Source organism: Streptomyces sp. Z423-1, assembly GCF_013009255.1.
Taxonomy (GTDB): Bacteria; Actinomycetota; Actinomycetes; order Streptomycetales; family Streptomycetaceae; genus Streptomyces; species Streptomyces gossypiisoli.
Map to the genome: position 1 here is coordinate 3,430,340 of NZ_CP053109.1, position 25,648 is coordinate 3,455,987.

The following is a 25,648-nucleotide window of genomic DNA, read 5'->3' on the forward strand; positions in this document are numbered from 1 at the left end:
CCGGTCCGGAACTGGTCGGAAACAGATGGGAACCGAACCGTCCCCGGCGGTGTAACAAAGGTGTGAGGACGCGGGAGGGGGGCCGCATCGTCGATGAGGCCGCGGTGATCGCACGCGTACGCGCCGGAGAGCCGGAGGCGTACGCGCAGCTGGTGCGGGCCCATACGGGTATCGCGCTCAGGGCGGCCGCCGCGCTCGGGGCGGGTGCGGACGCGGAGGACGTGGTGCAGCAGGCCTTCGTCAAGGCGTACTGCTCGCTGGGCCGGTTCAAGGACGGCTCGGCGTTCAAGCCGTGGCTGCTGGCGATCGTCGCCAATGAGACGAGGAACACAGTGCGCACGGCGGCCCGCCAGCGCACGCTCGCCGGGCGTGAGGCGGCGTTCGTGGAGGCGGAACCGCTGATACCGGAAGCGGCGGACCCGGCGGTGGCCGCGCTGGAGAGGGAGCGCCGCGCCGCGCTCCAGGCCGCCCTGGGCAAGCTCAGCGAGGAGCATCGCCTGGTCGTCACCTACCGCTATCTCCTTGAGATGGACGAGTCCGAGACGGCCCAGGCCCTGGGCTGGCCTCGGGGCACGGTGAAGTCCCGGCTGAACCGCGCGCTGCGGAAGCTGGGGCGGTTGCTGCCGGATTTTCGACCTCGGGAAGGGGGTGATGAGCATGGGTGACGGGCGGATGCCGGACGACGGTGAGTGGCGGATGCCGTACGACGGTGAGTGGCGGATGCCGTACGACGGTGACGGGCAAGGGGCGCACGAGGGTGACCGGCGGCGTGCGTACGAGCATGACGGCGCCGGGGCCGCCGGGGACGCCGGAGGCACCGGTGGGCACGGTCGGGGCGCCGGCGATCACGGCCGGCGTGGAGACCCGACCCGGCTGCCCGAGGAGCTGCGGGCCCTCGGGCGTTCGCTGGACGTGCCGGGTGGTGCGGCGGACGGCGCCGAGACGATGGTCGAGCGGGTGCTGGGGCAGATACTCGCCGAGCGTGTGCCTGTCCCGGCGGCCGAGCCGCCGGGTGCCGCCGAGCGGCTGCGGGCGGTGCGGCGCTGGACGCGGATGCGCTGGCGTTCGCTGACCGCGGCGCTGTGCGGTCTGCTGACGGTGCTCGTGCTCACGCCCCCGGTGCGGGCGGCGGTCTTCGACTGGTTCGACTTCGCCGGAGTCGAGGTGCGGTACGACCCGTCGGCGGTGCCGTCGCCCGGCGCAGAGGTCCCCGGTTGCGGTCGCTCGGTGTCGCTCGCCCAGGCGGAGGACCGTGCCGGGTTCGAGCCGCTGGTGCCGGAGGAGCTCGGCATGCCGGACACGGTCTCGGTGACGGGTGAACCGGCGGGACGATTCGTGGTGAGCCTGTGCTGGCGCGAGGACGGGCGCACGATACGGCTGGACCAGCGGCGCGCGAGCCTGGACATCAGCTTCGCCAAGACAGTGCGCGAACCGCCGGAATGGATATCGCTGGGCCCCGACGCCTCGACCGGCGCCGCGCACGATCCGGTCCTGTGGTTCCCCCGCCCGCACCTGCTGACCGTCTGGCTGGTGGACGCGAGCGGCGAGCGCTACACGCGCGAGGAGCGGACGGCCGGTCCGACGTTGCTGTGGTGGACCCGCGACGCGGAGGACAAAGCCGTGACGCTGCGGCTGGAAGGGGTGGCATCGAAGGAGCGGGCCGTGCAGATCGCGCGATCCATGGAGAGGCCGTCCGAGGTGTCCTCGCATTAGTTCCTCTCATTAGTTCTCTCATTAGTTCTCGCACTAGCTCTCGCACTAGTTCTGAAACGGCCGGTCCGGAAAATGTGGGTTCCGGATGGGAACCCAGGCGGTTCGGGCGGTGTACCAGAAGTGACATGCGGCTCGGAGACGGGCCGCACGGGGATCGCTCGACTGGGGGTTCGGATGAGTGGACATGGGGTCGGCCGCTCGGGAGATCGCTCGCGTGGACGCGGGCGCGGCGGGGGCGGCTGGAGGGGCCGTTGTCGTGAACTCGCGGGACTGACAGGGGCATTGGCGGCGGCGCTCGCCCTCCTGCTATGGGGCGCGGCGGCGCCCGCGTCAGCCGGAGGGCCGACCAGCGTGCTCCTGGTTTCACCGGAGAGCACGGAGACGGCCGCGCTGTACTACTCCGACAAGGAGTACGGCGAGCTCGAGCGGCTGCTCGGCGCACCGGGCCGGAGCACACGGGACAAGCCGCCCGAGGCGGGCCTGACGGCAGCCCGCCAGATCAACGTCACGTGGATGGTCCATGACGTGACGCCCTGGCGCCTCGACCGGGTCTACCCGGCCGACGACGGGCGGGATGTCTGGATACACACGGCGGCGAACCTGGACAGCACGACGAACGGCACCTGGCACCGCGCCGATCATCCGGCCCAGTTGCGCGCCCTGCTCAAGAAGCTGGGTCTGATGGGCAAGGCTTCGGCCGACGGAAACTCAGCGATCTTCCCACCGGCGTGGGAGGTATACGGGCCGGACGAGGGCGCGAAGGGCTCGTCCGGCACGGCGGCCGACGCCACGGGCACGGCGGCCGAGGCGTCCCGGGCCCAGTCGTCAGGGTCGGGCGACGGGACGGACTGGTGGTGGGCGCTTCCGGGCCTGGCGGCCGGGGCCGTGCTCGCGCTGGTTCTGCGCCCCTTCACCGCGCGACTGCCGTGGGGCCGCCTGCGGGGTGAGCCGGGGCCGAGGCAGGAACTGCGGGACGTATGAAGGTCGGCGAAACGGACGGGGAGGTCGCCGGACGCCGGCCCGGCCCGGTGATGGGTGATGCCGGGTGGGCGGTGGTGGGGCCGGCCGTCGGGCTCGCGGCCGGTGTCGGCGGCACCGTGCTGATACGCCGCGCGGCGGCCCGGCAGGGAGCCGGACCGCCGCGGGAGGAGCCACGCCAGGAGGTGATCGACCTGGATCTGCGCGGCCCGTGTGGCTTCGTCGTGGGCGTCAGCCCAGGTCGATCTCCGGGTACAGCGGGAAGCCGGTGACGAGGTCGGTGGCACGGCGGGAGATCTCGTCGGCGATCTTCGGGTCGAGGACGTGCTGCGCCTTGGACGGGGTGCCCTTGCTGGTGGTGCCGGGCTCGGTGGTGGTGAGGACGCGGTCGATGAGGGCGGCGACCTCGTCCATCTCGGCGGTGCCCAGGCCGCGGGTGGTCAGCGCGGGGGTGCCGATGCGGATGCCCGAGGTGTACCAGGCGCCGTTGGGGTCGGCCGGGATGGCGTTGCGGTTGGTGACGATGCCGGAGTCGAGGAGTGCGGCCTCGGCCTGGCGGCCGGTGAGGCCGTAGGAGGTGGCGACGTCGATCAGGTTGAGGTGGTTGTCGGTGCCGCCGGTCACCAGGGCAGCGCCGCGGCGCATCAGGCCCTCGGCGAGGGCGCGGGAGTTGTCGACGATGCGCTGGGCGTAGTCCTGGAAGGCGGGCTGACGGGCCTCGGCGAGGGCGACGGCCTTGGCGGCCATGACGTGCGGGAGCGGGCCGCCGAGGACCATCGGGCAGCCGCGGTCGACCTGGTCCTTGAGGGAGTCGTCGCACAGGACCATGCCGCCGCGCGGGCCGCGCAGCGACTTGTGGGTGGTGGTGGTGACGATCTGGGCGTGCGGGACCGGGTCGAAGTCGCCGGTGAGGACCTTGCCGGCGACGAGGCCGGCGAAGTGGGCCATGTCGACCATGAGCGTGGCGCCGACCTCGTCGGCGATCTCGCGCATGATCCGGAAGTTCACGAGACGGGGGTAGGCGGAGTAGCCGGCGACGATGATCAGCGGCTTGAACTCGCGGGCCGAGGTGCGCAGCGCCTCGTAGTCGATCAGGCCCGTGGCGGGGTCGGTGCCGTAGGAGCGCTGGTCGAACATCTTGCCGGAGATGTTCGGACGGAAACCGTGGGTGAGGTGGCCGCCGGCGTCCAGGGACATGCCGAGCATGCGCTGGTTGCCGAAGGCCCGGCGCAGCTCGGCCCAGTCGGCCTCGGAGAGGTCGTTGACCTGGCGGACGCCGGTCTTCTCCAGGAACGGGGCCTCGACGCGGTCGGCGAGGACGGCCCAGAAGGCGACGAGGTTGGCGTCGATGCCGGAGTGCGGCTGGACGTAGGCGTGGCGGGCGCCGAAGAGCTCGCGGGCGTGCTCGGCTGCAAGGGACTCGACGGTGTCGACGTTGCGGCAGCCGGCGTAGAAGCGGCGGCCGACGGTGCCCTCGGCGTACTTGTCGCTGAACCAGTTGCCCATCGCCAGGAGGGTGGCGGGGGAGGCGTAGTTCTCGGAGGCGATCAGCTTGAGCATCTCGCGCTGGTCGGCGACCTCCTGGCCGATGGCGTCGGCCACGCGCGGCTCGACGGCGCGGATCACGTCGAGGGCGGAGCGGAAGGCGGTGGATTCGGTGGAGAGGGGCTGCTCTGACATCTCGGCCTCCGGGCGGCGTGGCTTTCAGCGGTCACGGTTCACGGTTCGGCCCAGGCGCACGGCACTCGCTCACTACAGGCCGCTCCCCGATGGTCGGTCCCATCCCAGCGCGCCAGTCACGGCCCGGCGATCAGCCTACCGGGCGCGCCGGACGGTCCGGTTCCCCAGTCCACCATGCGAGCGACGATAAGAAAGGGGTCCAGCCTCATGTTCGGGAGTTGCCGTGACCGCTACGGAAAGCCTCATCGCCGAAGCCGAAGCGCACAGCGCGCACAACTATCACCCGCTGCCGGTGGTCGTCGCCTCGGCCGACGGGGCGTGGATGACGGATGTGGAGGGCCGACGCTATTTGGATCTGCTGGCCGGTTACTCGGCGCTCAACTTCGGGCACGGCAACCGGCGGTTGATCGAGGCGGCGAAGGCGCAGCTGGAGCGGGTGACGCTGACGTCGCGTGCCTTCCATCACGACCGGTTCGCGGCGTTCTGCACGCAGCTGGCGGAGCTGTGCGGGATGGAGATGGTGCTGCCGGCGAACACGGGCGCGGAGGCGGTGGAGGCCGCGGTGAAGACGGCCCGCAAGTGGGGGTACCGGGTCAAAGGCGTGCCCGCGGAGATGGCGAAGATCGTGGTGGCGTCGGGCAACTTCCACGGCCGTACGACGACGATCATCAGCTTCTCCACCGACCCGGAGGCGCGGGCGGACTTCGGCCCGTACACACCGGGCTTCGAGATCGTGCCGTACGGGGATCTGACGGCGATGCGGGCGGCGATGACCGAGAACACGGTCGCCGTGCTGCTGGAGCCGATCCAGGGCGAGTCGGGAGTGATCGTGCCGCCGGCCGGCTACCTGCCGGCGGTGCGGGAGCTGACCCGGGAGCGGAACGTGCTGTTCGTCGCGGACGAGATCCAGTCGGGGCTGGGGCGGACGGGGCGGACGTTCGCGTGCGAGCACGAGGGCGTGGTGCCGGACATGTATGTGCTGGGCAAGGCGCTGGGCGGGGGGATCGTGCCGGTGTCGGCGGTGGTGTCGTCGGCGGAGGTGCTCGGGGTGTTCCGGCCCGGGGAGCACGGGTCGACGTTCGGCGGGAATCCGCTGGCCTGCGCGGTGGCGCTGGAGGTGATCGCGATGCTGCGGTCGGGTGAGTACCAGGCGCGGGCGGCGGAGCTGGGTGAGCATCTGCACCGGGAGCTGGTGGCGCTGACCGGCACGGGGCGGGTGACGCAGGTGCGCGGGCGCGGGCTGTGGGCGGGGGTGGACATCCATCCGAGGTTCGGCACCGGGCGGGAGGTGTCCGAGAAGCTGATGGACCGGAGGGTGCTGGTGAAGGACACGCACGGTTCGACGATCCGGATCGCACCGCCGCTGGTCATCGGGAAGGAGGACCTGGACTGGGGGCTGGCCCAACTGCGCGGGGTGCTCGGTGTGCAGGGCTCTGTCCAGGACAGGTCCTAGAGGATCACGTGCGGCAGGAAGCGGGCGTACTCGTCCGTGATCAGGCCGGAGGACTCGCGGATGCCGAGGCCGGCCGACTCGTTCTCGACGACCCAGGCGCCGAGGACGACACGGTTGCCGTCGAAGGACGGCAGCGGCGCCAACTCCTGGTAGCAGCAGGGCTCGTCGCGTACGACGGGGGCGGCGTCCGGCTCGTGGACGGTCACGCCGGCGCCCTCACGGCCCAGGAGGGGCTTGGCGACGTACCCCTTCGTGGTCGCCAGGTCGCGTGGTCCGTCGAGGTGGGCGGGGAGCAGGTTGGGGTGGCCGGGGTAGAGCTCCCAGAGGATGGCCAGCAGGGCTTTGTTGCTGAGCAGCATCTTCCAGGCCGGTTCGATCCACAGGGTGGTGCCGGTGCCGCCGCCGTTGTCGAGGGTGTCGAGGACGTGGCCGGCGAAGCGGTCGGTGGTGAGCCATTCCCAGGGGTAGAGCTTGAAGCAGCTGCGGATGAAGCGGAGGTGGTTGTCGACGAAGCGGCCGGAGAGGGGGTCCCAGCCGATCTCCTCCATGGAGATCCAGTCGGTGTCGAGGCCGGCCTGGTCCGCGGTCTCCTTGAGGTAGGCGACGGTCATCAGGTCCTCGCCGAGTTCGTCGGCGCTGGAGTGCGCGAAGTACAGGGGGCTGCCCGGTGGGAGGAGGGTGGCCTGGTTCTTCCAGGCGGCGATCAGGCGTTCGTGGAGGGAGTTCCACTGGTCGGCGCCCGGGAAGCGTTCCTCCATCCAGAACCACTGGGGGGAGGCGGCTTCGACCAGGGAGGTGGGGGTGTCGGCGTTGTACTCCAGCAGCTTGGCGGGGCCGGTGCCGTCGTAGCGGAGGTCGAAGCGGCCGTAGACGGAGGGGAGTTCGGCGCGGCGGTGCCAGGCCTCGGCGACCGCGTGGGCGACGCGGGGGTCGGTGATGCCGAGGTCGGCGAAGCGGTCGGTGGCGACGATGTGCTCGGCGGCCACGAGGCACATGCGGTGCAGTTCCTCGACGACCTCCTCCAGGGCCTCGACCTCGGGGAGCGAGAAGACGTAGTAGGCGCTCTCGTCCCAGTAGGGACGCAGGGAGTTGTCGGGGTAGCGGGTGAGGGGGTAGATCAGGCCCTGCTCCTCGACGGTCTGCTGCCAGCCGGGGCGTGGCTCGATGGTGCGGCGTTCCACGAAAAGGGTCCTCCGGTCGACGGGGTAGGCGACGGGCTTCAGCCGCCGCCGCTGCCACCGCTGCCGTCGCCCGAGCAGCCGAAGCCGCCGCGGTCGACGGCCTCGCTGCGGCTGAAGGTGCCGTACTGGGCGTAGCCGCCGCTGACCTCGGTGGGTTCGTAGTACCAGGCGGCGTCGACGCGCTGGCCGGTGCTCTTGCGGCCCTTGCCGTAGGAGGTGCCGGAGGAGGAGGACTTGCAGTTCTTGTCGGCGACGATCTTGTAGCCGTTGAGGTAGTCGTAGCTGTCGCGGTCCACGCAGCGGCGGTCCGGCTCGGAGCCGCAGGAGGTGAGGGCCGCGGCGATGACGCCCATGCCGCCGAGTACGACGGTGCTGGAGCGCAGCCGTCGTCGGGTTTCCGCCATGTTCTTTCTCCCCGTTGGTCTGTTCGACCCGTGATCATATGCGACTGGCCTGAATGTACGCGATCACGTATGGGCGGGGAAGGTCTCAGGGCAGCGCTCTGCACAGGGCGTCCAGGGTGCCCGTCCAGGCGTGGTCGGGTGGGGTGCCGTAGCCGACGACCAGGGCGTCGGGGGGCTGGGCCTCGGCTGCGGGGTGGCGATAGCGGGAGAGGCCGTGGACGGCGACACCCTGCCAGTTGGCCGCGCGGACGACCGGTTGTTCGGTGCCGGGCGGGAGTTGGAGGACGGCGTGCAGACCGGCCGCGATGCCGGTGGCGCGGACGTCGGGCGCGTGCTCGGCGAGGGCGGCGACCAGGTCGTCGCGGCGGCGCCGGTAGCGCAGGCGGGCGGCGCGGACATGGCGGTCGTAGGCGCCGGAGGTGAGGAACTCGGCGAGGGTCAGCTGTTCGAGGACGCCGGTGGCCGAGCTGGCCGCGTGCCGCATGACGTCCGGTCCCAGCGAGGGCGGCAGGACCATCCAGGCCAGCCGCAGGCCGGGGGCGAGGGACTTGCTGGCGGTGCCGAGATAGACGACGTGGTCGGGGTCGAGGTTCTGGAGGGCGCCGACGGGCTGGCGGTCGTAGCGGAACTCGCCGTCGTAGTCGTCCTCCAGGATCAGTCCGCCCGTGCGCCGGGCCCAGTCCACGACGGCGGCGCGACGCGCGGGGTGCAGGGCGACACCCATCGGGAACTGGTGCGCGGGCGTCAGCAGCACGGCCCGCGCGGCGGCGAGGTCGTCGCTGAGGCTGCCCTCGGCTGCTCGCTCCCGGGGGGAGTCGAGGGCCCCCGGCAAGGTGCCGTGTGCGTCGAAGGGGAGCGGAACGGTGCGCAGGCCGGTGCGTTCGACGAGGTTCCAGTGCACGTCCAGGCCGTAGGACTCCACGGCGAGGGTGCGCAGGCCGCGGGTGTGGAGGACCTCGGCGAGGAGTTTCAGGCCGTGGGCGAAGCCGGGACAGACGAGGACGCGGTCGGGGTCGGCGCGTACGCCGCGGGCGCGGGAGAGGTAGTCGGCGAGGGCGGTGCGCAGTTCGATGCGGCCGCGGGGGTCGCCGTAGCCGAGGGCGTCGTTCGGGGCCGCGGTGAGGGCGCGGCGGGTGGCCTTGAGCCACTCGGCGCGGGGGAAGGAGGCGAGGTCGGGGGTGCCGGGGACCAGGTTGTGGGCGGCGCGGCCGGGTTCGCGGTGGTGCGGGGACCGCCGGTCGGGCGGTGGCGGGACGGGGCGGTCGGCGACCCGGGTGCCGGAGCCCTGGCGGGCGGTGAGCCAGCCCTCGGCGACGAGGTCGGCGTAGGACTCGGCGACGGTGTTGCGGGCGATGCCGAGGTCGGCGGCGAGGGAGCGGGACGAGGGCAGCCGGGTGCCGGGCGCGAGGCGGCCGGTGCGGACGGCCTCGCGCAGGGCGTCGGTCAGACCGCGGCGCAGGCCGGGTCCGGCGGGTTCGATGTGCAGGTCGATGCCCAAAGTGGCCCGAGGTTTCGCCATGGAAATGGACCATACTCCTGGGCTGCCTCGCTCGTAGGGTCGAGGGCATGACGACGACAGAAGACACGGCAGCTGTGCAGTACGCCCCCGAGGTCACCCCGCGTCTGGAGTGGGCCAAGCTCGTCCCCGACGTCTACAAGGCGATGGTCCGGCTCGACATGGCCGCCCGGCAGGGCCTGGACCCGGCGTTGTACGAACTCGTGAAGATCCGCGCCTCGCAGGTCAACCACTGCGCCTTCTGCATCGACATGCACACCAAGGACGCGCTCGCGGCGGGCGAGAGCGTCGAGCGGATCGTGCAGCTGAACGCGTGGGAGGAGTCGCGGCACTTCTACACCGAGAAGGAGCTGGCGGCCCTGGAGCTGACGGATGCCGTGACCGTGCTGACGGACGGGTTCGTGCCGGACGAGGTGTACGAGCGGGCCGCTCAGCACTTCGAGGAGACGGAGCTGGCGCAGTTGCTCGCCGCGATCACGGTGATCAACGCCTGGAACCGGTTCGGTGTGACCTGCCGTATGACGCCGGGCCACTACCAGCCGGGCGGCCACCAGGGGGCGGTGCAGTAGAACGCACCCCGGCCGGGCTCCCGCACGTGTGTCGGGTGCCCGGCCGGGGTGCGTCCGCTCCCGCTGCCGTCGGCTACTTGGGCAGCCACGCCTTCCAGACGTCCTCGTTGGCCTTGACCCACTTCTCGGCCGCCTTCTCCGAACTCATCTTCTGGTCCGCGATCATCGCGGCGACCTCGTTCTGCTGCTCGGCGGTCCAGTTGAAGTTCTTCAGGAACTCGGCCGCGTCGCCGCCGTCCTTGGCGAAGTCGGCGTTGAAGTACTTCTGCAGCGGGGTCTGGGCGTAACCACAGGCCACCTTCTTCGGGTCGGAGTCGCAGCCCTCCATGTACTCGGGCAGCTTCACCTCGACCAGGTCGAGCTGGGCGTTCAGCCACTGCGGCGTCCACCAGTAGGTGATGAAGGGCTTCTTGGCCTTGTAGTCCTCCTTCATCTGCGTGATCTGGGCGGCCTCGGACCCGGCGTAGACCGTCTTGTAGTCCAGCTTCAGGTTCTTGATGATCGCGTCGTCGTTGGTGGTGTACGACGGCGAGCCCTCCAGGAGCTGGCCCTTGTCGCCGCTCTCGGCGGTCTTGAAGAGGTCCTTGTACTTGTTGAGGTTCTTCCAGTCCGTGATGTCCGGGTGCTCGTCGGCCAGGTACTTCGGCACGAACCAGCCGATGTGGCCGACGACGCCGAGGTCGCCGCCCGCGACGACGGACTTCTTGTCGTCGACGTACAGCTTGACCTTCTTCGGGGCGCCGCCCCAGTCCTCCAGGATGGCGTCGGCCTTGCCGCTGTTGAGGGCGTCGAAGCCGACCGACTCGTCGAGCTGGGTGAGCTTGGTCTCGGTGTCCAGCTCGTTCTCCAGGATGTACTTCGCGACGGCCGCGTTGGCCTCCGCGCCGACCCAGGACGGCACGACGATGGTGACCGAGCCGGAGGAGCCGCCCGCCGACGACGAGCCGGTGTCGGCGGCGGCGCAGGCGCTCAGGCCGGTGATGCCGAGGACGACGGCGGTGGCGGTGGCGGCGCGGGTGAGGTGCTTTCTGGTCTTGAGGTTCCTGAGGGTCTTCAGGTTCAGGTTCTTCATGTTCATCGAGGGGTCTCTCGTTTCGGACGGGCAGGTGTTCCTGCGGGAGCGGCTGTACGGGACTCGGGAGCGGGTGCCGGGGTCGGGTGTCACTGCGTGGTGGTCCCGCGTCGGGTGCGCTGGGTGGTGCGGTCCAGGACGAGGCCGAGCAGCACGATGGCGACGCCGGCGGTCAGGCCGGTGCCCAGTTCGCTCTTCTGCAGGCCGTAGACGACGTCGTAGCCGAGGGCGCCGGAGCCGACGAAGCCGCCGACGATGACCATGGCGAGGACGAGGACGACACCCTGGTTGAGGGCGAGCATCAGTGCCGGGCGGGCCAGCGGCACCTGGACCTGGCGGATCTGCTGGAAGGCGCTCGCGCCCAGGGAGCGGGACGCCTCCAGTGCCGCGGGGTCGACCTGGCGCAGGCCCTGCACGGTGATCCGGACGACGGCGGGCAGCGCGTAGAGCACGGCCGCGGCGACCGCGGCGGAGCGGCCCACGTTGAACAGGGCCACCACCGGGATCAGGTAGATGAACTGCGGCAGGGTCTGCATGGTGTCCAGCAGTGGCCGCAGCAGCCGTTCCAGCAGCGGCATCCGGGCGGCGGCCACCCCGATCACGAAACCGAGGACCAGGGTGACGACGACACCCGCGATGGCCTGCGAGAGGGTGTCGAGGGAGTCGTTCCACACGTCGATGACGCCGACGCCGGCCATCGCCGCGGCGGCCGTGGCCATCGCGCCCCAGCCGCCCGCGAGCAGGCCGAGCACGGCGGCGAGCAGCACGAGCAGCCACCACGGGACGGCGATCAGGCCGTCGCGGAGCGGGTCGAGCACCCACATGGTGAAGCCGTCGGCCCAGGTGCGGGTGCCGCCCAGGACGGGCACGCCCTCGGCGAGGTGGCCGGTGAACCAGGCCACGGCTTCGTTGACGGGCGGGGAGATGTCCACGGTCCACGGCTCGGGCCACTCCTCGATGAGCAGGATCGAGCCCACCGTGGCGGCCACGGCGAACACGCCGGCCGTCAGGCTCCAGCCGCGCCAGCCGTGCAGCAGCCGGTTGGCGGACGGGTCGGAGCCCTCGCCGAGGCGGTCACCGGCGGCCGCGGTCGTACGGTCCAGCCAGATGGCCAGCAGCACGATCGGGATGCCCGCGGCGAGCGCCTTGCCGACGTCGACGGTGGACAGGGCCTGGAAGACCTCCTCGCCGAGGCCGCCGGCGCCGATGACGGAGGCGATGGTGACCATGGACAGGGCCATCATGATCGTCTGGTTGAGACCGAGCAGGATCTCCTTGCGGGCCAGCGGCAGCCGTGCGGTCAGCAGCCGCTGCCACGGGCTCGCGCCCAGCGACTGGGCGGCCTCCATCACGCCCGGGTCGGCGCCGCGCAGGCCGAGCGAGGTGAGCCGGGCCATGGGCGGGGCGGCGTAGATGATCGTGGCGATCAGCGCGGAGGGCACGCCGATGTCGAAGAGCAGCACCAGCGGCAGCAGATACGCGAACGCCGGCATGATCTGCATGGTGTCCAGCACCGGGCGCAGGATCTTCTCGAAGCGGTCCGACAGGCCGGCGCCGAGGCCGAGCAGGCCGCCGACGACCGCGGACACGGCGACCGCGACCGCCATGAGGGCGAGGGTCTCCATGGTGGCTTCCCACATGCCGAGCACTCCGCACACCGCGAAGGCGCCCAGCGTGACGGCGGCGAGCCTGAGCCCGCGCCGGCCGCGCAGGCCGCCGATGCGCCAGGACAGCAGGACGGCGCCCAGCGTCACCGGGAACCAGCCCAGGTTCACCAGCAGGTCCGTCATCCAGGTGACGGAGCTGTCCGACCAGTTGCTCAGGTGCAGCAGGAAGTAGAGGAAGACCGGGCTGGTGTCCCGGTTGTTCACGACCCACGCGTAGGCGTCGTCCAGCGGCGTCTTGACGTCGACGGTCAGCGCGGACGGCCAGGCTCCGCTGCCCCAGACCACGGCGACGACCGGTACGACCACGGCCGCGACGACGGCCAGCGGGAGTATGCGGCGTACGAGCGGGTGGCCGAGGCGCGAGCGGGTCGCGGCGGGCGCGGGTTCCTTGGCCGGCTCGACGGGAGTCGGCGGCGGGGCAGGGGTGACGACGGCACTCATGCGGTCCACCCCCGGCTGGTACCGGATATCCCGTCCGGCGCGGCTGTTCTCTCGGTGGCGCGCATCAGGCGGCCTCCTTCGTGGTGCTGCTGTCGATTCCGGCGACGACCCGCAACAGGCCGGCGTGGTCCACCTGGCCCAGGCAGCGGCCCTCGTCCACGACGCAGGCGGCCTTGCCGGTGCGGGCGACGACGTCGATGGCGCCGGAGACGACGGTGTCGGGGGCGAGGGCGGCCGGGTGGTCGGGGCCGCCGCAGTCGCCGGGGCGCATCGCCGTACGGACGGTCATGACCTGCTCGCGCGGCACGTCACGGACGAACTCGCGGACGTAGTCGTCGGCCGGGGAGCCGACGATCTGCTCGGGCGTGCCGAGCTGCACGATCTCGCCGTCGCGCATCAGCGCGATGCGGTCGCCCAGCTTCAGTGCCTCGCTGAGGTCGTGGGTGATGAAGACCATCGTGCGGCCCTCCTCGCGGTGCAGCCGGACGACCTCGTCCTGCATGTCCCGCCGGATGAGCGGGTCGAGCGCGCTGAACGGCTCGTCGAACAGCAGCACCTCGGGGTCGACGGCGAGCGCGCGGGCCAGGCCGACGCGCTGCTGCTGACCACCGGACAGCTGGGACGGCCGGCGCAGCTCCATGCCGGTGAGGCCGACCTTGTCGACCACCTCGGCGGCCCGCTCACGGCGCTCGGCCTTGCCGACGCCCTGGATCTCCAGGCCGTACGCCACGTTGTCCAGGACCGTGCGGTGCGGGAGCAGGCCGAAGTGCTGGAAGACCATCGCGGCGCGGTGGCGGCGCAGTTCGCGCAGCCGGGCCTTGTCCATGGCGCGGACGTCCTCGCCGTCGATGGCGATGGTCCCGGCCGTCGGTTCGATCAGCCGGGTCAGACAGCGCACCAGCGTGGACTTGCCGGAGCCGGACAGGCCCATGACGACGAAGACCTCGCCCTTGCGCACGTCGAAGGAGACGTCCCGGACGGCGGCCGTGCAGCCGGTGCGGGCGCGCAGCTCGGCGGAGGCGAGCGCGGTCAGTGCGGCGTCGGCCGGTACGCGCTCGGCCTTGGGACCGAAGACCTTCCACAGGCCGTCCACGGAGAAGACGGGGGTATTCATCACTCACCACCACCAATCAGGTCAACGGCCCGTTCCCCGACCATCAGCACCCCGATCATCGGGTTCACGGCCGTCATCGTCGGGAACACGGACGCGTCCGCGATCCGGATGCCGTCCAGGCCACGGATGCGCAACTCGGGATCCACGACCGCGAGTTCATCGGTGGCGGCGCCCATCCGGCAGGTGCCCGCCGGGTGGTACACGGTGTGCGCGACCTTGCGGGCGTACTCGCTGAGCGCCTCGTCGCTGGTGACGTCCGGGCCGGGGCACACCTCACGCTTCAGCCAGCCCGCCAGCGGCTCGCTCTTCGCGATCTCACGGGCGATGCGGATGCCGTCGACGAGGGTGCGGCCGTCGTAGTCGTCCTCGTCGGTGAAGTAGCGGAAGTCGAGCGCGGGCTTCTCGGCCGGGTCGGCGCTGGTCAGGTACAGCCGTCCGCGGCTCTTCGGCTTGGGGATGTTCGGGGTCATAGAGACTCCGTACGGCGGGCGTTCGTAGCCCAGGCGCTCCGGGTTGTCCGTGAACGGGATCTGGTAGAAGTGGAACATCAGGTCGGGGCCCGCGTGTTCGGGGTCGCGGCGCACGAACAGGCCGGCGTCGGAGTCCATCGCGGAGTTCTCCGGGATGGGCCCGTGGGTCTCCCAGACGATCACCGACTCGGGGTGGTCGAGCAGGTTCTGGCCGACGCCGGGCAGGTCGTGGACCACGGGTATGCCGAGCCCCGCGAGATCCTCCTTCGGACCGATGCCGGAGTGCAGCAGCAGCCGGGGCGAGTCGACGGCGCCGGCGCACAGCACGACCTCGTTGCGGGCGCGGACGAGGATCTCCTCGCCGTCCTTGGTGCGGACGTGGACGCCCTCGGCGCGGGTGCCGTTCAGCTGAAGCTTGTACGCCCAGGTCTCCAGCAGCAGCGTCAGATTGGGCCGCTCGTCCATCACCGGGTGGAGGTACGCCACGGAGGCCGAGGACCGCTTGTTGTTCTCGGGGTGGTAGGCGAGGTCGAAGAAGCCGACGCCCTCGGTGAACGGCTTCTTGTTGAAGCCCTCCACGCGCGGCACGCCCAGCGCGTTCTGGGCGGCGTCGACGAAGTCGCGGGCGATGGCGTTCCGGTCCTTCTCGTCGACCGGGACGATGTTGTTCAGCAGCCGGGCGAAGTACGCCTCCATCTGCACCGCGCCCCAGCCCTTGGCGCCGGCCGCCTCCCACTCGTCCCAGTCGGACGGCAGCGGCTTGAAGGCGATGAGGGTGTTGTGGGACGAGCAGCCGCCGAGGACGCGGGCGCGGCTGTGCCGGATGTGGGAGTTGCCGCGTGGCTGCTCGGTGGTGGGGTAGTCGTAGTCGAGTTCGCCGCCGAGCAGGCCCATCCAGCGGCGCAGGGTGAGGACGTCCTCGCGGTCCACGTCGCTGGGGCCGCCCTCGATGACGGCGACGGTGACGTCGGGGTTCTCGGTGAGGCGGGAGGCGATGACGGAGCCTGCCGTGCCGCCGCCGATGACGACGTAGTCGTAGGTATGGGTGGTCTCGGGCATGGGGGGTCGTACTCCAGTGCTCCAGTGGGGGGTCGGGGAAGTGAGCGGGGTCAGCCCGCGAACCAGCGCACCGGCTTCGGCGCGAGGTTCTGGTAGACGTGCTTGGTCTCGCGGTACTCGGCGAGCCCGGCCGGGCCGAGTTCGCGGCCGACGCCGCTCTTGCCGAAGCCGCCCCACTCCGCCTGCGGGAGGTAGGGGTGGAAGTCGTTGATCCAGACGGTGCCGTGCCGCAGCCGCCCCGCGACCCGGCGGGCGCGCCCCGCGTCGGCGGTCCAGACGGCACCGGCCAGCCCGTACTCGGTGTCGTTGGCGAGCGCCACGGCCTCGTCCTCGGTACGGAAGGTCTCCACCGTCAGCACCGGCCCGAAGACCTCTTCGCGTACGACCGTCATCTCGCGGTGGCACTGGTCCAGCACCGTCGGCTCGTAGAAGTAGCCGTTCGCGGGGCGCTCCGGGGCGGGCTCGGGACGCTTGCCGCCGCAGCGCAGCACCGCCCCTTCGGCCAGCGCGGAGGCGACGTACGACTCGACCTTGGCGCGCTGCTGCTCGGAGACGAGGGGGCCGCACTCGACACCGTCCGCCGTGCCGCGGCCGAGGCGGATACGAGAGGCCCGGCGCGCGAGTTCGGCGACGAACCGCTCCCTGACCGACTCCTCGACGATGAGGCGCGCGCCCGCGGAGCAGACCTGGCCGCTGTGGATGAAGGCGGCGTTGAGGGCCTGGTCGACGGCGGTGTCGAAGGCCTCGTCGGTGGCGCAGGCGTCGGCGAAGACGACGTTGGGGTTCTTGCCGCCGAGTTCGAGGGCGACCTTTTTGACGGTGGGCGCGGCGGCCGCGGCCACCTTCGTGCCGCTGACCAGGCCGCCGGTGAAGGAGACCAGGTCGACGTCGGGGTGCTCGGCGAGGCGGGCGCCGACCGTGTGGCCGGGGCCGGTGACGATGTTGGCGACCCCGGCGGGCAGCCCGGCCTCGACGAGCAGGTCGATCAGGGCGATGGTGGTCATCGGCGTGATCTCGCTCGGCTTGACCACGAAGGTGTTCCCGGCCGCGAGCGCGGGCGCGATCTTCCAGCTGGCCTGGAGCAGGGGGTAGTTCCACGGCGTGATCAGCGCGCAGACGCCGACGGGCTCGTGGACGACGACGCTGTGGATGTCGGGCGAGCCCGCGTCGACGACCCGGCCACCCCCTTCGCCGGCCACCAGATCGGCGAAGTAACGAAAGGCGTCGGCCACGCAGTCGATGTCGACGCGGCCCTCCTCGACGGTCTTGCCGGCGTCCCGGCTCTCCAGCAGGCCGAGTGCCTCGCGGTCACGGACCAGCAGGTCGGCGACGCGGCGCAGCAGGGCGGCGCGCTCGGCGACGGGGGTGCGGGGCCAGGCGCCCTGCCCGCCGTCGAAGGCACGGTGGGCGGCCGCGACGGCCAGGTCCGTGTCCTTCTCGTCGCCCTCGGCGACCACGGCGAACGGCAGGGCGTCCGCGGGGTCGAGGATCTCGCGCGTGGCGCCGGAGACGGCGGGCCGCCACTCCCCTGCCACGTGGATCGTGTCTCTGTCCGACATGCTCGGTTCTTGCCTTCCATTCCTGTTCAGGAGGTGAGCGCCTGCCCGGAGCCGGTAACGGCATGCGAAATCGGTGGCCGAAAGTGCGCCGCCTCACTAGCAATTCGGACAAACACCCCGAAAAAGCCACTCGCCCCCTATGGACCACCGGGGGTCCTTTGACTAAAGTCAAAGAAATATGAAGGCAGTGCCAGAACACGGGGCGGCGTCAGAACACGAAGCGGTGTCGGAGCAGGTCGCGGCCTTCCGCCGCTTCAATCGCTACTTCACCCGCCGCATCGGCGCCCTCGACGACCACTACCTGGGCCAGAACCGCCCCCTCGGTGAGGCCCGCCTGCTCTTCGAGATCGGCGACGGCGCCTCGCTGCGCGAGCTGCGCGCCCGGCTCGGCCTGGACGCGGGCTATCTGAGCCGGATGGCGAAGGCCCTGGAGGCACAGGGCATGGTCCGGCTGAGCGTCCACCCCGGCGACAAGCGGCTGCGCCTGATCGAACTCACCCCGGCCGGACGCGTCGAGGTCAAGGAACAGAACCGCCGGGCCGACGCCCTGGTCGCCGACCTGCTCGACGGCCTGACCCCGGCCCAGCGCGCCCGGCTCACGGAGGCCATGACCACCACCGAGCGCCTGCTGCGCCTGGCCGGCATCACCGTCGAACACGTCGACGGCACGTCCCCGGACGCCCGCGCCGGCCTCGCGGCCTACGCCGCCGAGCTGGACGAACGTTTCCCGGAGGGCTTCGACGCCGCCGATCTCGTACGCCCGGAAGAGGTGTCCGGCGACTCGGGCGCCTTCTTCGTGGCGTACGAGGCCGAACGCCCGGTCGGCTGCGGCGGGCTGCGCCGTCTCGGACCGGGCGTGGGCGAGATCAAGCACGTGTGGGTCCACCCGGACGCCCGCCGGCTGGGGCTGGCCCGCCGGATCCTGACGGAGCTGGAGCGCGAGGCGACCGAGCGCGGATTCGACGTCGTACGCCTGGACACGCACGCCGTGCTCACCGAGGCACAGACGATGTACCGGGCGGCCGGGTACAGGGAGATCCCGGCATACGCGGAACACGTCTACGCCGGGCACTGGTTCGAGAAGCGGCTGCGCTGACCTGCCCGGTCGGCCAAACGCCGTGCGCCGCCGCCGATTTGGCCAGCTGGACGGCGCTCAGGAGGCTGAGGCCGGGGGCCGCCTCGCGCAGGTGCTTGATCGCCTGGACCGAGTCGGCGGGGCCCTCGTACCCGACGGCGTCCAGCCGCTCGCGCACGCGCCCTCGCCGAGGCGCGCCCCGACTCTTTCCGAACATGTGGATCATCCTCGCGGGTGATCCGCCGGGCGGGACAGGGAGTTGAGGAGCTTCTGAGCGTCGTACGCGGAAGACATGCGCCCGGGGAAAACGACGACCCCCGGCCCGTGGTGGCGGGCCGGGGGTCGTGTGACTGGTGGCGTCGGGGTCAGATGAGGCCGAGGCCGCGGACCGCCTCGCGCTCCTCCTCCAGCTCCTTGACGGAGGTGTCGATGCGGGCGCGGGAGAAGTCGTTGATGTCCAGGCCCTGGACGATCTCGTACTTGCCGTCCTTGCAGGTGACCGGGAAGGAGGAGATCAGGCCCTCCGGGACGCCGTAGGAGCCGTCGGACGGGATGCCCATGGAGACCCAGTCGCCCTCGGGCGTGCCGTTGACCCAGGAGTAGATGTGGTCGATGGCGGCGTTGGCGGCGGACGCGGCCGACGAGGCGCCTCGGGCCTCGATGATGGCGGCGCCGCGCTTGGCGACGGTCGGGATGAAGTCCTCGGCCAGCCACTTCTCGTCGTTGACGACCTCGGCGGCGTTCTTGCCGGCGACCGTGGCGTGGAAGATGTCCGGGTACTGGGTGGCGGAGTGGTTGCCCCAGATGGTGAGCCGCTTGATGTCGGCGACCGTCGAGCCCGTCTTCTTCGCGAGCTGGGTCAGCGCGCGGTTGTGGTCCAGGCGGGTCATCGCGGTGAAGCGCTCGGCCGGTACGTCCGGGGCGGCGGCCTGCGCGATCAGCGCGTTGGTGTTGGCCGGGTTGCCGACGACCAGGACCTTGATGTCGTCCGCGGCGTGCGCGTTGATGGCCTGGCCCTGCGGCTTGAAGATGCCGCCGTTGGCCTCCAGCAGGTCACCGCGCTCCATGCCCTTGGTGCGCGGGCGGGCGCCGACGAGGAGGGCGACGTTGGCGCCGTCGAAGGCGACGTTCGGGTCGTCGGTGATCTCGATGCCCTGGAGCAGCGGGAACGCGCAGTCGTCCAGCTCCATCGCGGTGCCCTCGGCGGCCTTCAGCGCCGGGGTGATTTCCAGCAGGCGGAGCTTGACCGGCACGTCCGCGCCGAGCAGCTGGCCGGAGGCGATGCGGAAGAGCAGGGCGTAACCGATCTGGCCGGCCGCGCCGGTGACGGTGACGTTCACGGGAGTGCGGGTCATGGCGTTCTCCGTATGACAGCTGGCGGTGGGGCGTCCCTGCCCCGGCTTTTTTTGATCGATCTCTTGGCGTCAAGAGAGATCCAGCGGTCAGGCTATCGCGCATCCGGGATGCCGGACGTCCGGGTCCGTGTGGCCCAGCCCACAGAACCCACGGAAGGCGGCGGCCGCCCGTCCGGGAGAGGAGAGACGGGACGACCGCCGGGTGGGGGTGCCGTTGCCGGACTCCCGTGGGGGTACTGTGCGGGTGCCCGGGATCGCGGAACGGCATGCGCGACACCGGTGTCCCTTTTTCTACGGCGTGTTTTCTACGGCGTGTTTTCTACGGCGTGCAGCCGCCTGTGCTTCTACTGTGTGCAGCCCCGCTCCCCCGACGCCAGCGTCGCGCACGCCGTGGCCTCGCCCGCGTCCTGCACGGCGATCATCGGGGTGTACGCGATGGTGTCACCGACCGCCGTGATGGAGCCGTTCTCCTTGGTGGTGCCCACGGTCACCTGGACCTCGTCGCCCTGGGCGGCCTGGGTGATACGGCCCCACGCCACGCCGCAGGTCTCGCTGTAGCGGACCTCGACGACGGTGGTGCCGACGGTCGCCGTCCTGGCGGTGGTGACGAGGTCGCCGCTGCACCCCATGGCCTCCGCATCCTTGCCGGTGCAGCTGTCGCCGCTGCACTTCACGCCGGGTGGCAGATTGGCGTCGGTGCTGACGGACGGGGACGGGGAGGCGTTCGCGGTGCCGTTGGTGTCGCCGTCGCGGGTGAGGTAGTACGCGGCACCGGCCGCGACGACCACGGCAACGGCACCGGCGAGGAACATCGCCGGCCGCCTCCTGCCGGAGGCGCGGCCGGAAGGGGTGCCCGGTGGGGGCGGCGTCGGCGCACCGGCGCCGGGCGCGCGCCCGGTCGACGCCGGACTCACCCCCGTACCGGGCGCACGCCCGGCCGACGCCGGATTCACCCCCGTACCGGCGCCGGGACGGCCGCTCGCCGGGGACGGTCCGGTGTATCCCGCGAGCCCCCACGAGTTGACCGCCGGCCGTGCCTCGGCGTCCCGGGCGTTCGCGTCGGGAGCCGTCGGCTGGGGCGGCACCGTCGGGGCGACGCCCGCCGGGCCCGCGATGCCCGGCGTGGCCGTCGCGCGGCCGCCCCTGCGGGCCGTCCTGCCCTTGGTGTTCGCCGGGGGTGCGCCGAACTCGCCGAGCGCCGCGCGCGCCTGCGAGATCCGGATCGCCTCCATGGTCATGTCGTGGCGCATCTCCGAGCGGCTCCAGGCCCGTTCGGCGAGCTCCCACATGGTGGTCAGATGGATCGGGTTGGTGCCGGTGACCTCGGCCAGCGCGACGACCGCGCCCTTGGGCGCGAGCAGCCGGCCGTTCAGGTAGCGCTCCCAGGACGTCTTGCTGTAACCGGTGCGGTCGGACAGTGCGGAGATGCTCAGGCCGCTGCGGTCCACGAGCCGCCGCAGCTGATCGGCGAACTCCTTTATCTGCGGATCGAGTTCGTCCGGCAAGGCCTTCCAACGAGGCATGACTTCCCCCCTTTTCCCCCTGTACGTGCCGGTTGTTCCCCCGCCGACTGGGATGCACCCCTCAGGTCTCGCTTCCGGGGACGTCCCAATTCGGCAGATTAGCCCCGCCGTGCCGTGCCCAGGGCCGGCATCCCCGAAGCTGTCGACACATCGACACAACGGGAACACATCGCTGACCTCGGACGTCTCAGCGGTGCGCTTCGCGCCCACACGCAACGCCCCTCGACTGTGGCGGGGCGCGGACACCGTAGCGGAACGGTCACTTCCGTGCCACAGCGCACGGACAGCCGTTGAACAGGTTGTTCGGCGTGCGGGAGTTTGAATGCGACGGCGGCCCGTCCTTCCTCGGGGGAGGGGACGGGCCGCCGTTCCGTGAGGGGGAACCGGGGCTAACTGCTGACGGTGAAGTGCAGCGTGTCCTTCAGGAACGGGATCTCCAGCCAGGGCTTCGGCTGGGCCATCAGCGCCAGCAGGACGATCGCCAGGCCGAGGACGCCGTAGGTGACGATGTCCGTGAAGCGGGAGCGCACGGCGAGCATGCCGACGCCGGGCAGCAGCCAGCGCAGTACGGCACCGCCGACCAGCGCCGCGCCGACCAGCATCGTGCCGATCCGGAACGCGTCGAACGCCGTCAGCAGCAGGCCGAGGCCGACCAGCACCAGCACGGCGAGCATCGGCCACTGCCGCGCGGGCGCGGGCGCGTCCCCGGACGCCGCCCGGCCGCCGCCCTCGGGCCGCGCGGTGTCCTTCGTGAACAACGGGAAGCGGCGGGTGGTCCGCCGGGGCGTCCCGTCCTCGTCCACGACACTGATCGCGTCCCGCACGGCAAGCTCGGCGTCATCGAGAGCACCGTTCACGGACGCGCCGTGGGCGGGGGGTGCGGAGCCGTTCGGCGATACGCCGTCCGACGGGGGCAGGGAGCCGCTCGGGGACTTCTTGTCTGCCACGCACGCCCCGCCGCTCGGGGCCTCCCTGTCTGCCGCGCGCGCCCCGCCGCTCGGCGACACGCCCTCCGACGCGGGCACGGAGCCGTTCGGGGACTCGCCGTCCGACCCGGGCACGGAGCCGCTCGGGGACTCGCCGCCCGACCCGGGCATCCGGCCGTTCGGCGATGCGCCGTCCGCCGCATGCGCCCCGCCGCTCGGCGACACGCCGTTCGCGGCATCGCCGTTCCGCGCGGCAGCATCCCCGTTCCGCGCGGCAGCGCCCTTCTCCTCAGGTGACTCCGCCGACTCAGCCGACACTGCGCTCCGCCGCCTCGACCACGTTGACGAGCAGCTGGGCCCGGGTCATGGGGCCGACGCCGCCGGGGTTCGGGGAGATCCAGCCGGCGACCTTCGCGACGTCCGGGTGGACGTCGCCCACGATCTTGCCCTCGGCGCTGCGCGAGACGCCGACGTCGAGGACGGCCGCGCCCGGCTTGACGTCCTCGGGCCGGACGAGGTGGGCGGACCCGGCGGCCGCGACGATGATGTCCGCGCGCCTGAGATGCGCCGACAGGTCACGCGTACCGGTGTGGCACTGCGTCACCGTCGCGTTCTCGCTGCGCCGCGTGAGCAGCAGCGGCATCGGCCGCCCGATCGTCACGCCCCGCCCGACGACCACGACCTCCGCGCCCTTGATCTCCACGCCGTAGCGGCGCAGCAGCGTCAGCACGCCGTTGGGGGTGCAGGGCAGCGGCGCGGGCTCGTTCAGGACCAGGCGGCCCAGGTTCATCGGGTGCAGCCCGTCCGCGTCCTTGTCCGGGTCCATCAGCTCAAGGATGCGGTTCTCGTCGATGCCCTTGGGCAGCGGCAGCTGCACGATGTAACCGGTGCACGCCGGGTCCTCGTTGAGTTCCCGTACGACCGCCTCGATCTCCTCCTGCGACGCCGTACCCGGCAGCTCGCGCTGGATCGAGGCGATGCCGACCTGCGCGCAGTCGCGGTGCTTGCCGGCGACGTACTTCTGGCTGCCGGGGTCGTCCCCGACCAGGATCGTGCCGAGGCCGGGCGTGACGCCCTTCTCCTTCAGCGCCGCCACGCGGGCGGTCAGATCGGACTTGATCGCGGCTGCGGTGGCCTTGCCATCGAGAATCTGGGCGGTCATGGCCCCATCCTCCCGGATGACCGCCTCCCGGTTCCAATCCGGGTCGCCCGGGGCCCGTCCCGGCGTATGTCCACCTGCTCCCCTCATGATCGGTGATGTTGCACTTGCACAACACCTGGGGAATCCGGCTGGACAAGCAACCCATGGCTGAAGAACGATTGACGGCACAGTGCCGCGGGCTGTACCGGGGGGACGAACCGCATCTGTAGCAACTTTCCTCCGAATCGCGCCGCGTCGTCCCCGCACATCAGCAAAACGGAGGAAGACCGCCATGAGCTTCGGCGACCCGAACAACCCCTACGGCCCGCCGCAGGGCCAGCAGCAGGGATACGGCTATCCCCAGCAGCAGCCCCAGACCCCGGGCTACCCCGCCGCCCCGCCGGCCCAGCCCTACGGCTACCAGCCCGCCCCGGTTGTCATGCCGGGCAGCGTCAAGGCCGCCCGCGTGATGCTGTACGTGCTCGGCGGGTTCCAGGTGCTCGGCGGTGTGCTGATGATGGTCGCCAGCGCCTGGTTCGCCGACCTGTTCGAGGACGAGATCTCCTCCGACCCCAGCATCTCCGCGGAGGACGCGGACACCGTCGCCAGCGTCGGTGCGGGCGTCATGATCGGCCTCGGCGTGGTCGTCCTGGCGTTTGCTGTCTGGGCGATCCTCACGGCGGTCAAGTTCAAGACCGGCGGCACCGGCGTCCGCGTCTCCGCGATCATCTACGCCTCGCTGGTCACGCTGTTCAGCGTCATCAGCCTGCTGACCGCCAACGTCTTCGCGCTGATCAGCCTGGTCCTCGGCATCCTGATCATCGTCTTCTGCGCGAACAAGAACGGCAGCCACTGGTTCAACCGCCCGCGCTACTGAGCCACCCGGACACCGAGTAAGGGCCGCGGCCTCCGCAACGGGGGTCCGCGGCCCTACGCTTTCAGGCCGGTGACGAAGGCAGCCCAGGCGGGGGTTGGGAAGACGAGGGCGGGACCTTCGGGGTTCTTGGAGTCGCGGACGGGGGTGATGCCGGGGAGGTTGTCGGCGACTTCGACGCAGTCGGCGCCGGACCCATCGCTGTAGCTGCTCTTGCGCCAGACGGCGGAATTGAGGTCAAGCCTCCTGCTGGGCTTCATGTTTGTAGGTCCTCACTGCTTCTTCGATCAGGGCAAGGGACGCCTCGGGTGGGAGCGCGACGGCCCTGAGCAGATCGTACGACCTCCGATACTCGTTCACGAGGGTCGGAAAGTCGATGATCCGCCCGTCGAAGTTGGTATCCGTCCACACCAGCGGCGGGGCCTCAGCAAAGGTCATGATCTTGGCCATGCCATGCATGAGGGGATGCCAAGGGGTCTTTTCCGGAACGATCTGAAGAATGCTCTGCGTGGACCGGATCAGGTCGACGACGTGCTCAAGTTGGTCGGCCATCACCGCCGGTGGAAGAGGCGTGTGTCGGATGACCGACTCCCGCAGGATCCCCCAGTAGCTGGGCCGGTCCTCGCGTTTCCACAGCTCCGCACGCGCCATTCGGGCGCGGACACGCTCCTCGGCCGTCTCCGATGACGTCAACGGCCTCTCGTACCGAACGAGACCCCGCATGTAGTCAGCGGTCTGGAGCAGGCCAGGGATGACATTGGGCCCCCACTCCTCCAGCGTCTTTGCCTGCTTCTCCAGATCCGGTACGTCCTGGAAACCCAGCGGATGCCCCACCCGCCGCGCCTTGGCCGCGTCTTCACACCGCCGCTGGAAAAACCCGTCCGTCCCCAGCCGCTCGTCCACATGCTTGGCCAGATCCATGGGCATCCTGCGCTCGCCACGCTCGATCTGACTGAGGAACGAGATCCCCCGGAAGCTCCCCTCTGCCAACTGCTCCAGCGTCAGCCCGGCTTGCTCCCGCTTGTAGCGCAACTCGGCGCCGTAGAAGCAGGGAACACTCGTCGACGCGTCAGGGTCCTTCTTCGCGGGCACAACTCACCACCGCCGTTTCTTACTTACCGTGCGCAGCCGAAACCCCTTTCACGGTACGCCGCTTGACGCCACGCTGTGAGTGATTCGTCACAGAACGCACAGGACCGGAAAGGCCTACGCCCCCATGCACCCCCACGACGAAACCGACACCTGCGTCGAAGACCTCCGCACCGCCCTGGAGGCGAACGGCATCACGCTCCCCTCCCTCGGCGTCGACCTGCCGACCTTCGCCGGCGCGCTCCCCGCACGGCCCCTCATCGCACTCGGCAACTGCAACCAGGCCACCGCCCGTGCCCTGACCGCCGCCCTGAACAAGGCGGCCGACCAGTGACCGAACCGCTCGTCCTGGAACTGCTCGCGCTTCCCAAGGCCGTCCCCGAGGCCCGTCGGGCGGTTCGCGACCATCTCCGTGCACCCTGCCCCGAAGTCCAGCTGTGCGTCAGCGAGTTGCTGAGCAACGTGATCCGGCACCTGGGCGAGGGCACGCCGGTGACCGTGCGTCTGCACCGCGCCCCGGACGGACGTATCCGGCTGGAGGTCACGGACCCCGACGCCCGCACATCGCTGGTCGCACGCGCGCCGGACGCGACCGACGAGACCGGCCGCGGCCTGCTGCTGCTCGACGCGGTCGCACGGCGCTGGGGCGTGTGGCTGTCACCCGTCGGCAAGACGGTGTGGTGCGAGTTCGTCTCGCAAGCGTCTGCTCGGGAGAACTCCGGATGAACACTTGGGGGGCGTTCGGCCCCCACTTCTTCACAGACCCGCCGTGACGCACGGAAGCTTCGC

The 25,648-nt window shown here is 71.1% G+C and carries 24 protein-coding genes and 1 riboswitch; of the genes, 9 read left to right on the forward strand and 15 right to left on the reverse strand.

Features of this window, described 5'->3' with window-relative positions; translation table 11 throughout:
• Positions 1 to 104 precede the first annotated feature (104 nt).
• The 3 genes from HJD23_RS15375 to HJD23_RS15385 all read left to right on the forward strand — a co-directional run bounded on the left by HJD23_RS15375 (position 105) and on the right by HJD23_RS15385 (position 2,694).
• Entirely contained in the window at positions 105 to 665 is a 561-nt protein-coding gene (locus HJD23_RS15375) for an RNA polymerase sigma factor (protein WP_240980717.1), read from the forward strand.
• Complete coding sequence (locus HJD23_RS15380; protein ID WP_232107979.1) at positions 652 to 1,713, forward strand: hypothetical protein; 1,062 nt, start codon at positions 652 to 654, stop codon at positions 1,711 to 1,713. Before HJD23_RS15375 ends, HJD23_RS15380 begins: the two co-directional genes overlap by 14 nt.
• 351 nt (positions 1,714 to 2,064) lie before the next feature.
• Positions 2,065 to 2,694, forward strand: coding sequence for a hypothetical protein (locus HJD23_RS15385; protein WP_240980718.1), 630 nt, complete (start codon positions 2,065 to 2,067; stop codon positions 2,692 to 2,694).
• A gap of 228 nt (positions 2,695 to 2,922) precedes the next feature.
• On the opposite strand, the gene HJD23_RS15390 is transcribed toward HJD23_RS15385, so the two are convergent.
• Positions 2,923 to 4,371, reverse strand: coding sequence for a glycine hydroxymethyltransferase (locus HJD23_RS15390; protein WP_171114284.1), 1,449 nt, complete (start codon positions 4,369 to 4,371; stop codon positions 2,923 to 2,925).
• Between the two features lie 41 nt (positions 4,372 to 4,412).
• Positions 4,413 to 4,501, reverse strand: a riboswitch (ZMP/ZTP riboswitch).
• Positions 4,502 to 4,594: 93 nt separating this feature from the next.
• On the opposite strand from HJD23_RS15390, the gene rocD reads away from it, so the two are divergent.
• The gene (rocD, locus tag HJD23_RS15395; RefSeq protein WP_171114285.1) at positions 4,595 to 5,824 is read left to right on the forward strand and encodes an ornithine--oxo-acid transaminase; all 1,230 of its coding nucleotides are present in this window, start codon (positions 4,595 to 4,597) and stop codon (positions 5,822 to 5,824) included.
• Here rocD and HJD23_RS15400 read toward each other — a convergent pair.
• The 3 genes from HJD23_RS15400 to HJD23_RS15410 all read right to left on the reverse strand — a co-directional run bounded on the left by HJD23_RS15400 (position 5,821) and on the right by HJD23_RS15410 (position 8,928).
• The gene (locus tag HJD23_RS15400; RefSeq protein WP_171114286.1) at positions 5,821 to 7,005 is read right to left on the reverse strand and encodes a glutathionylspermidine synthase family protein; all 1,185 of its coding nucleotides are present in this window, start codon (positions 7,003 to 7,005) and stop codon (positions 5,821 to 5,823) included. The genes rocD and HJD23_RS15400 overlap by 4 nt on opposite strands.
• 38 nt (positions 7,006 to 7,043) lie before the next feature.
• Positions 7,044 to 7,409, reverse strand: coding sequence for a hypothetical protein (locus tag HJD23_RS15405; RefSeq protein ID WP_171114287.1), 366 nt, complete (start codon positions 7,407 to 7,409; stop codon positions 7,044 to 7,046).
• A gap of 85 nt (positions 7,410 to 7,494) precedes the next feature.
• Positions 7,495 to 8,928, reverse strand: coding sequence for a PLP-dependent aminotransferase family protein (locus tag HJD23_RS15410; protein ID WP_171114288.1), 1,434 nt, complete (start codon positions 8,926 to 8,928; stop codon positions 7,495 to 7,497).
• Between the two features lie 47 nt (positions 8,929 to 8,975).
• On the opposite strand from HJD23_RS15410, the gene HJD23_RS15415 reads away from it, so the two are divergent.
• On the forward strand, positions 8,976 to 9,494 hold the full coding sequence (locus HJD23_RS15415; RefSeq protein ID WP_171114289.1) for a carboxymuconolactone decarboxylase family protein: 519 nt from the start codon (positions 8,976 to 8,978) through the stop codon (positions 9,492 to 9,494).
• A 73-nt stretch (positions 9,495 to 9,567) separates the two neighbouring features.
• Here HJD23_RS15415 and HJD23_RS15420 read toward each other — a convergent pair whose 3' ends face one another.
• The 5 genes from HJD23_RS15420 to HJD23_RS15440 form a co-directional block, all read right to left on the reverse strand.
• On the reverse strand, positions 9,568 to 10,572 hold the full coding sequence (locus tag HJD23_RS15420) for an ABC transporter substrate-binding protein (protein ID WP_240980719.1): 1,005 nt from the start codon (positions 10,570 to 10,572) through the stop codon (positions 9,568 to 9,570).
• Between the two features lie 83 nt (positions 10,573 to 10,655).
• A complete protein-coding gene (locus HJD23_RS15425) occupies positions 10,656 to 12,674 on the reverse strand; it encodes an ABC transporter permease subunit (RefSeq protein WP_171114290.1) in 2,019 nt (672 codons plus the stop codon).
• A gap of 64 nt (positions 12,675 to 12,738) precedes the next feature.
• Complete coding sequence (locus HJD23_RS15430; RefSeq protein WP_171114291.1) at positions 12,739 to 13,788, reverse strand: glycine betaine/L-proline ABC transporter ATP-binding protein; 1,050 nt, start codon at positions 13,786 to 13,788, stop codon at positions 12,739 to 12,741.
• On the reverse strand, positions 13,788 to 15,317 hold the full coding sequence (locus HJD23_RS15435; RefSeq protein ID WP_171114292.1) for a GMC oxidoreductase: 1,530 nt from the start codon (positions 15,315 to 15,317) through the stop codon (positions 13,788 to 13,790). Before HJD23_RS15435 ends, HJD23_RS15430 begins: the two co-directional genes overlap by 1 nt.
• Positions 15,318 to 15,367: 50 nt before the next feature.
• A complete protein-coding gene (locus HJD23_RS15440; RefSeq protein ID WP_171114293.1) occupies positions 15,368 to 16,876 on the reverse strand; it encodes an aldehyde dehydrogenase family protein in 1,509 nt (502 codons plus the stop codon).
• A gap of 178 nt (positions 16,877 to 17,054) precedes the next feature.
• Here HJD23_RS15440 and HJD23_RS15445 point away from each other — a divergent pair, with 178 nt between their 5' ends.
• Positions 17,055 to 17,972, forward strand: coding sequence for a helix-turn-helix domain-containing GNAT family N-acetyltransferase (locus tag HJD23_RS15445; RefSeq protein WP_171114294.1), 918 nt, complete (start codon positions 17,055 to 17,057; stop codon positions 17,970 to 17,972).
• A 344-nt stretch (positions 17,973 to 18,316) separates the two neighbouring features.
• On the opposite strand, the gene HJD23_RS15450 is transcribed toward HJD23_RS15445, so the two are convergent.
• The 4 genes from HJD23_RS15450 to HJD23_RS15465 all read right to left on the reverse strand — a co-directional run bounded on the left by HJD23_RS15450 (position 18,317) and on the right by HJD23_RS15465 (position 22,917).
• A complete protein-coding gene (locus HJD23_RS15450) occupies positions 18,317 to 19,306 on the reverse strand; it encodes a malate dehydrogenase (RefSeq protein ID WP_171114295.1) in 990 nt (329 codons plus the stop codon).
• A 344-nt stretch (positions 19,307 to 19,650) separates the two neighbouring features.
• Positions 19,651 to 20,829 (reverse strand): DUF2690 domain-containing protein, encoded by a 1,179-nt coding sequence (locus HJD23_RS15455; RefSeq protein WP_171114296.1) that lies wholly within the window; start codon positions 20,827 to 20,829, stop codon positions 19,651 to 19,653.
• A 389-nt stretch (positions 20,830 to 21,218) separates the two neighbouring features.
• Positions 21,219 to 21,854 (reverse strand): DUF3017 domain-containing protein, encoded by a 636-nt coding sequence (locus HJD23_RS15460; RefSeq protein ID WP_346770337.1) that lies wholly within the window; start codon positions 21,852 to 21,854, stop codon positions 21,219 to 21,221.
• A 208-nt stretch (positions 21,855 to 22,062) separates the two neighbouring features.
• A complete protein-coding gene (locus HJD23_RS15465) occupies positions 22,063 to 22,917 on the reverse strand; it encodes a bifunctional methylenetetrahydrofolate dehydrogenase/methenyltetrahydrofolate cyclohydrolase (RefSeq protein ID WP_141312470.1) in 855 nt (284 codons plus the stop codon).
• A gap of 271 nt (positions 22,918 to 23,188) precedes the next feature.
• Between HJD23_RS15465 and HJD23_RS15470 the strand changes: the two genes are divergently transcribed.
• Positions 23,189 to 23,773: a hypothetical protein gene (locus HJD23_RS15470; protein WP_171114297.1), complete on the forward strand. Its 585-nt coding sequence runs from the start codon at positions 23,189 to 23,191 to the stop codon at positions 23,771 to 23,773.
• A gap of 53 nt (positions 23,774 to 23,826) precedes the next feature.
• On the opposite strand, the gene HJD23_RS15475 is transcribed toward HJD23_RS15470, so the two are convergent.
• Both HJD23_RS15475 and HJD23_RS15480 read right to left on the reverse strand, forming a co-directional pair.
• The gene (locus tag HJD23_RS15475) at positions 23,827 to 24,030 is read right to left on the reverse strand and encodes a DUF397 domain-containing protein (protein ID WP_171114298.1); all 204 of its coding nucleotides are present in this window, start codon (positions 24,028 to 24,030) and stop codon (positions 23,827 to 23,829) included.
• On the reverse strand, positions 24,008 to 24,862 hold the full coding sequence (locus tag HJD23_RS15480) for a helix-turn-helix transcriptional regulator (protein WP_171114299.1): 855 nt from the start codon (positions 24,860 to 24,862) through the stop codon (positions 24,008 to 24,010). The genes HJD23_RS15475 and HJD23_RS15480 overlap by 23 nt, the downstream gene beginning before the upstream one ends.
• 124 nt (positions 24,863 to 24,986) lie before the next feature.
• Between HJD23_RS15480 and HJD23_RS15485 the strand changes: the two genes are divergently transcribed.
• Both HJD23_RS15485 and HJD23_RS15490 read left to right on the forward strand, forming a co-directional pair.
• Positions 24,987 to 25,193 carry a hypothetical protein gene (locus HJD23_RS15485; RefSeq protein WP_171114300.1) on the forward strand — a complete coding sequence of 69 codons (207 nt, stop codon included), beginning with the start codon at positions 24,987 to 24,989 and terminating at the stop codon, positions 25,191 to 25,193.
• The gene (locus HJD23_RS15490) at positions 25,190 to 25,585 is read left to right on the forward strand and encodes an ATP-binding protein (protein WP_171114301.1); all 396 of its coding nucleotides are present in this window, start codon (positions 25,190 to 25,192) and stop codon (positions 25,583 to 25,585) included. The genes HJD23_RS15485 and HJD23_RS15490 overlap by 4 nt, the downstream gene beginning before the upstream one ends.
• Positions 25,586 to 25,648 lie beyond the last annotated feature (63 nt).

Excerpts from the sequence above, each read along its gene's own strand:
- HJD23_RS15450 (WP_171114295.1), bottom strand. The coding sequence starts at position 19,306 with ATGACCCGCACTCCCGTGAACGTCACCGTCACCGGCGCGGCCGGCCAG.
- HJD23_RS15415 (WP_171114289.1), top strand. The coding sequence starts at position 8,976 with ATGACGACGACAGAAGACACGGCAGCTGTGCAGTACGCCCCCGAGGTC.
- HJD23_RS15405 (WP_171114287.1), bottom strand. The coding sequence starts at position 7,409 with ATGGCGGAAACCCGACGACGGCTGCGCTCCAGCACCGTCGTACTCGGC.
- HJD23_RS15485 (WP_171114300.1), top strand. The coding sequence starts at position 24,987 with ATGCACCCCCACGACGAAACCGACACCTGCGTCGAAGACCTCCGCACC.
- HJD23_RS15390 (WP_171114284.1), bottom strand. The coding sequence starts at position 4,371 with ATGTCAGAGCAGCCCCTCTCCACCGAATCCACCGCCTTCCGCTCCGCC.
- HJD23_RS15410 (WP_171114288.1), bottom strand. The coding sequence starts at position 8,928 with ATGGCGAAACCTCGGGCCACTTTGGGCATCGACCTGCACATCGAACCC.
- HJD23_RS15430 (WP_171114291.1), bottom strand. The coding sequence starts at position 13,788 with ATGAATACCCCCGTCTTCTCCGTGGACGGCCTGTGGAAGGTCTTCGGT.
- HJD23_RS15380 (WP_232107979.1), top strand. The coding sequence starts at position 652 with ATGAGCATGGGTGACGGGCGGATGCCGGACGACGGTGAGTGGCGGATG.
- HJD23_RS15475 (WP_171114298.1), bottom strand. The coding sequence starts at position 24,030 with ATGAAGCCCAGCAGGAGGCTTGACCTCAATTCCGCCGTCTGGCGCAAG.
- HJD23_RS15470 (WP_171114297.1), top strand. The coding sequence starts at position 23,189 with ATGAGCTTCGGCGACCCGAACAACCCCTACGGCCCGCCGCAGGGCCAG.
- HJD23_RS15445 (WP_171114294.1), top strand. The coding sequence starts at position 17,055 with ATGAAGGCAGTGCCAGAACACGGGGCGGCGTCAGAACACGAAGCGGTG.
- HJD23_RS15455 (WP_171114296.1), bottom strand. The coding sequence starts at position 20,829 with ATGCCTCGTTGGAAGGCCTTGCCGGACGAACTCGATCCGCAGATAAAG.
- HJD23_RS15440 (WP_171114293.1), bottom strand. The coding sequence starts at position 16,876 with ATGTCGGACAGAGACACGATCCACGTGGCAGGGGAGTGGCGGCCCGCC.
- HJD23_RS15425 (WP_171114290.1), bottom strand. The coding sequence starts at position 12,674 with ATGAGTGCCGTCGTCACCCCTGCCCCGCCGCCGACTCCCGTCGAGCCG.
- HJD23_RS15435 (WP_171114292.1), bottom strand. The coding sequence starts at position 15,317 with ATGCCCGAGACCACCCATACCTACGACTACGTCGTCATCGGCGGCGGC.
- HJD23_RS15465 (WP_141312470.1), bottom strand. The coding sequence starts at position 22,917 with ATGACCGCCCAGATTCTCGATGGCAAGGCCACCGCAGCCGCGATCAAG.
- HJD23_RS15420 (WP_240980719.1), bottom strand. The coding sequence starts at position 10,572 with ATGAACATGAAGAACCTGAACCTGAAGACCCTCAGGAACCTCAAGACC.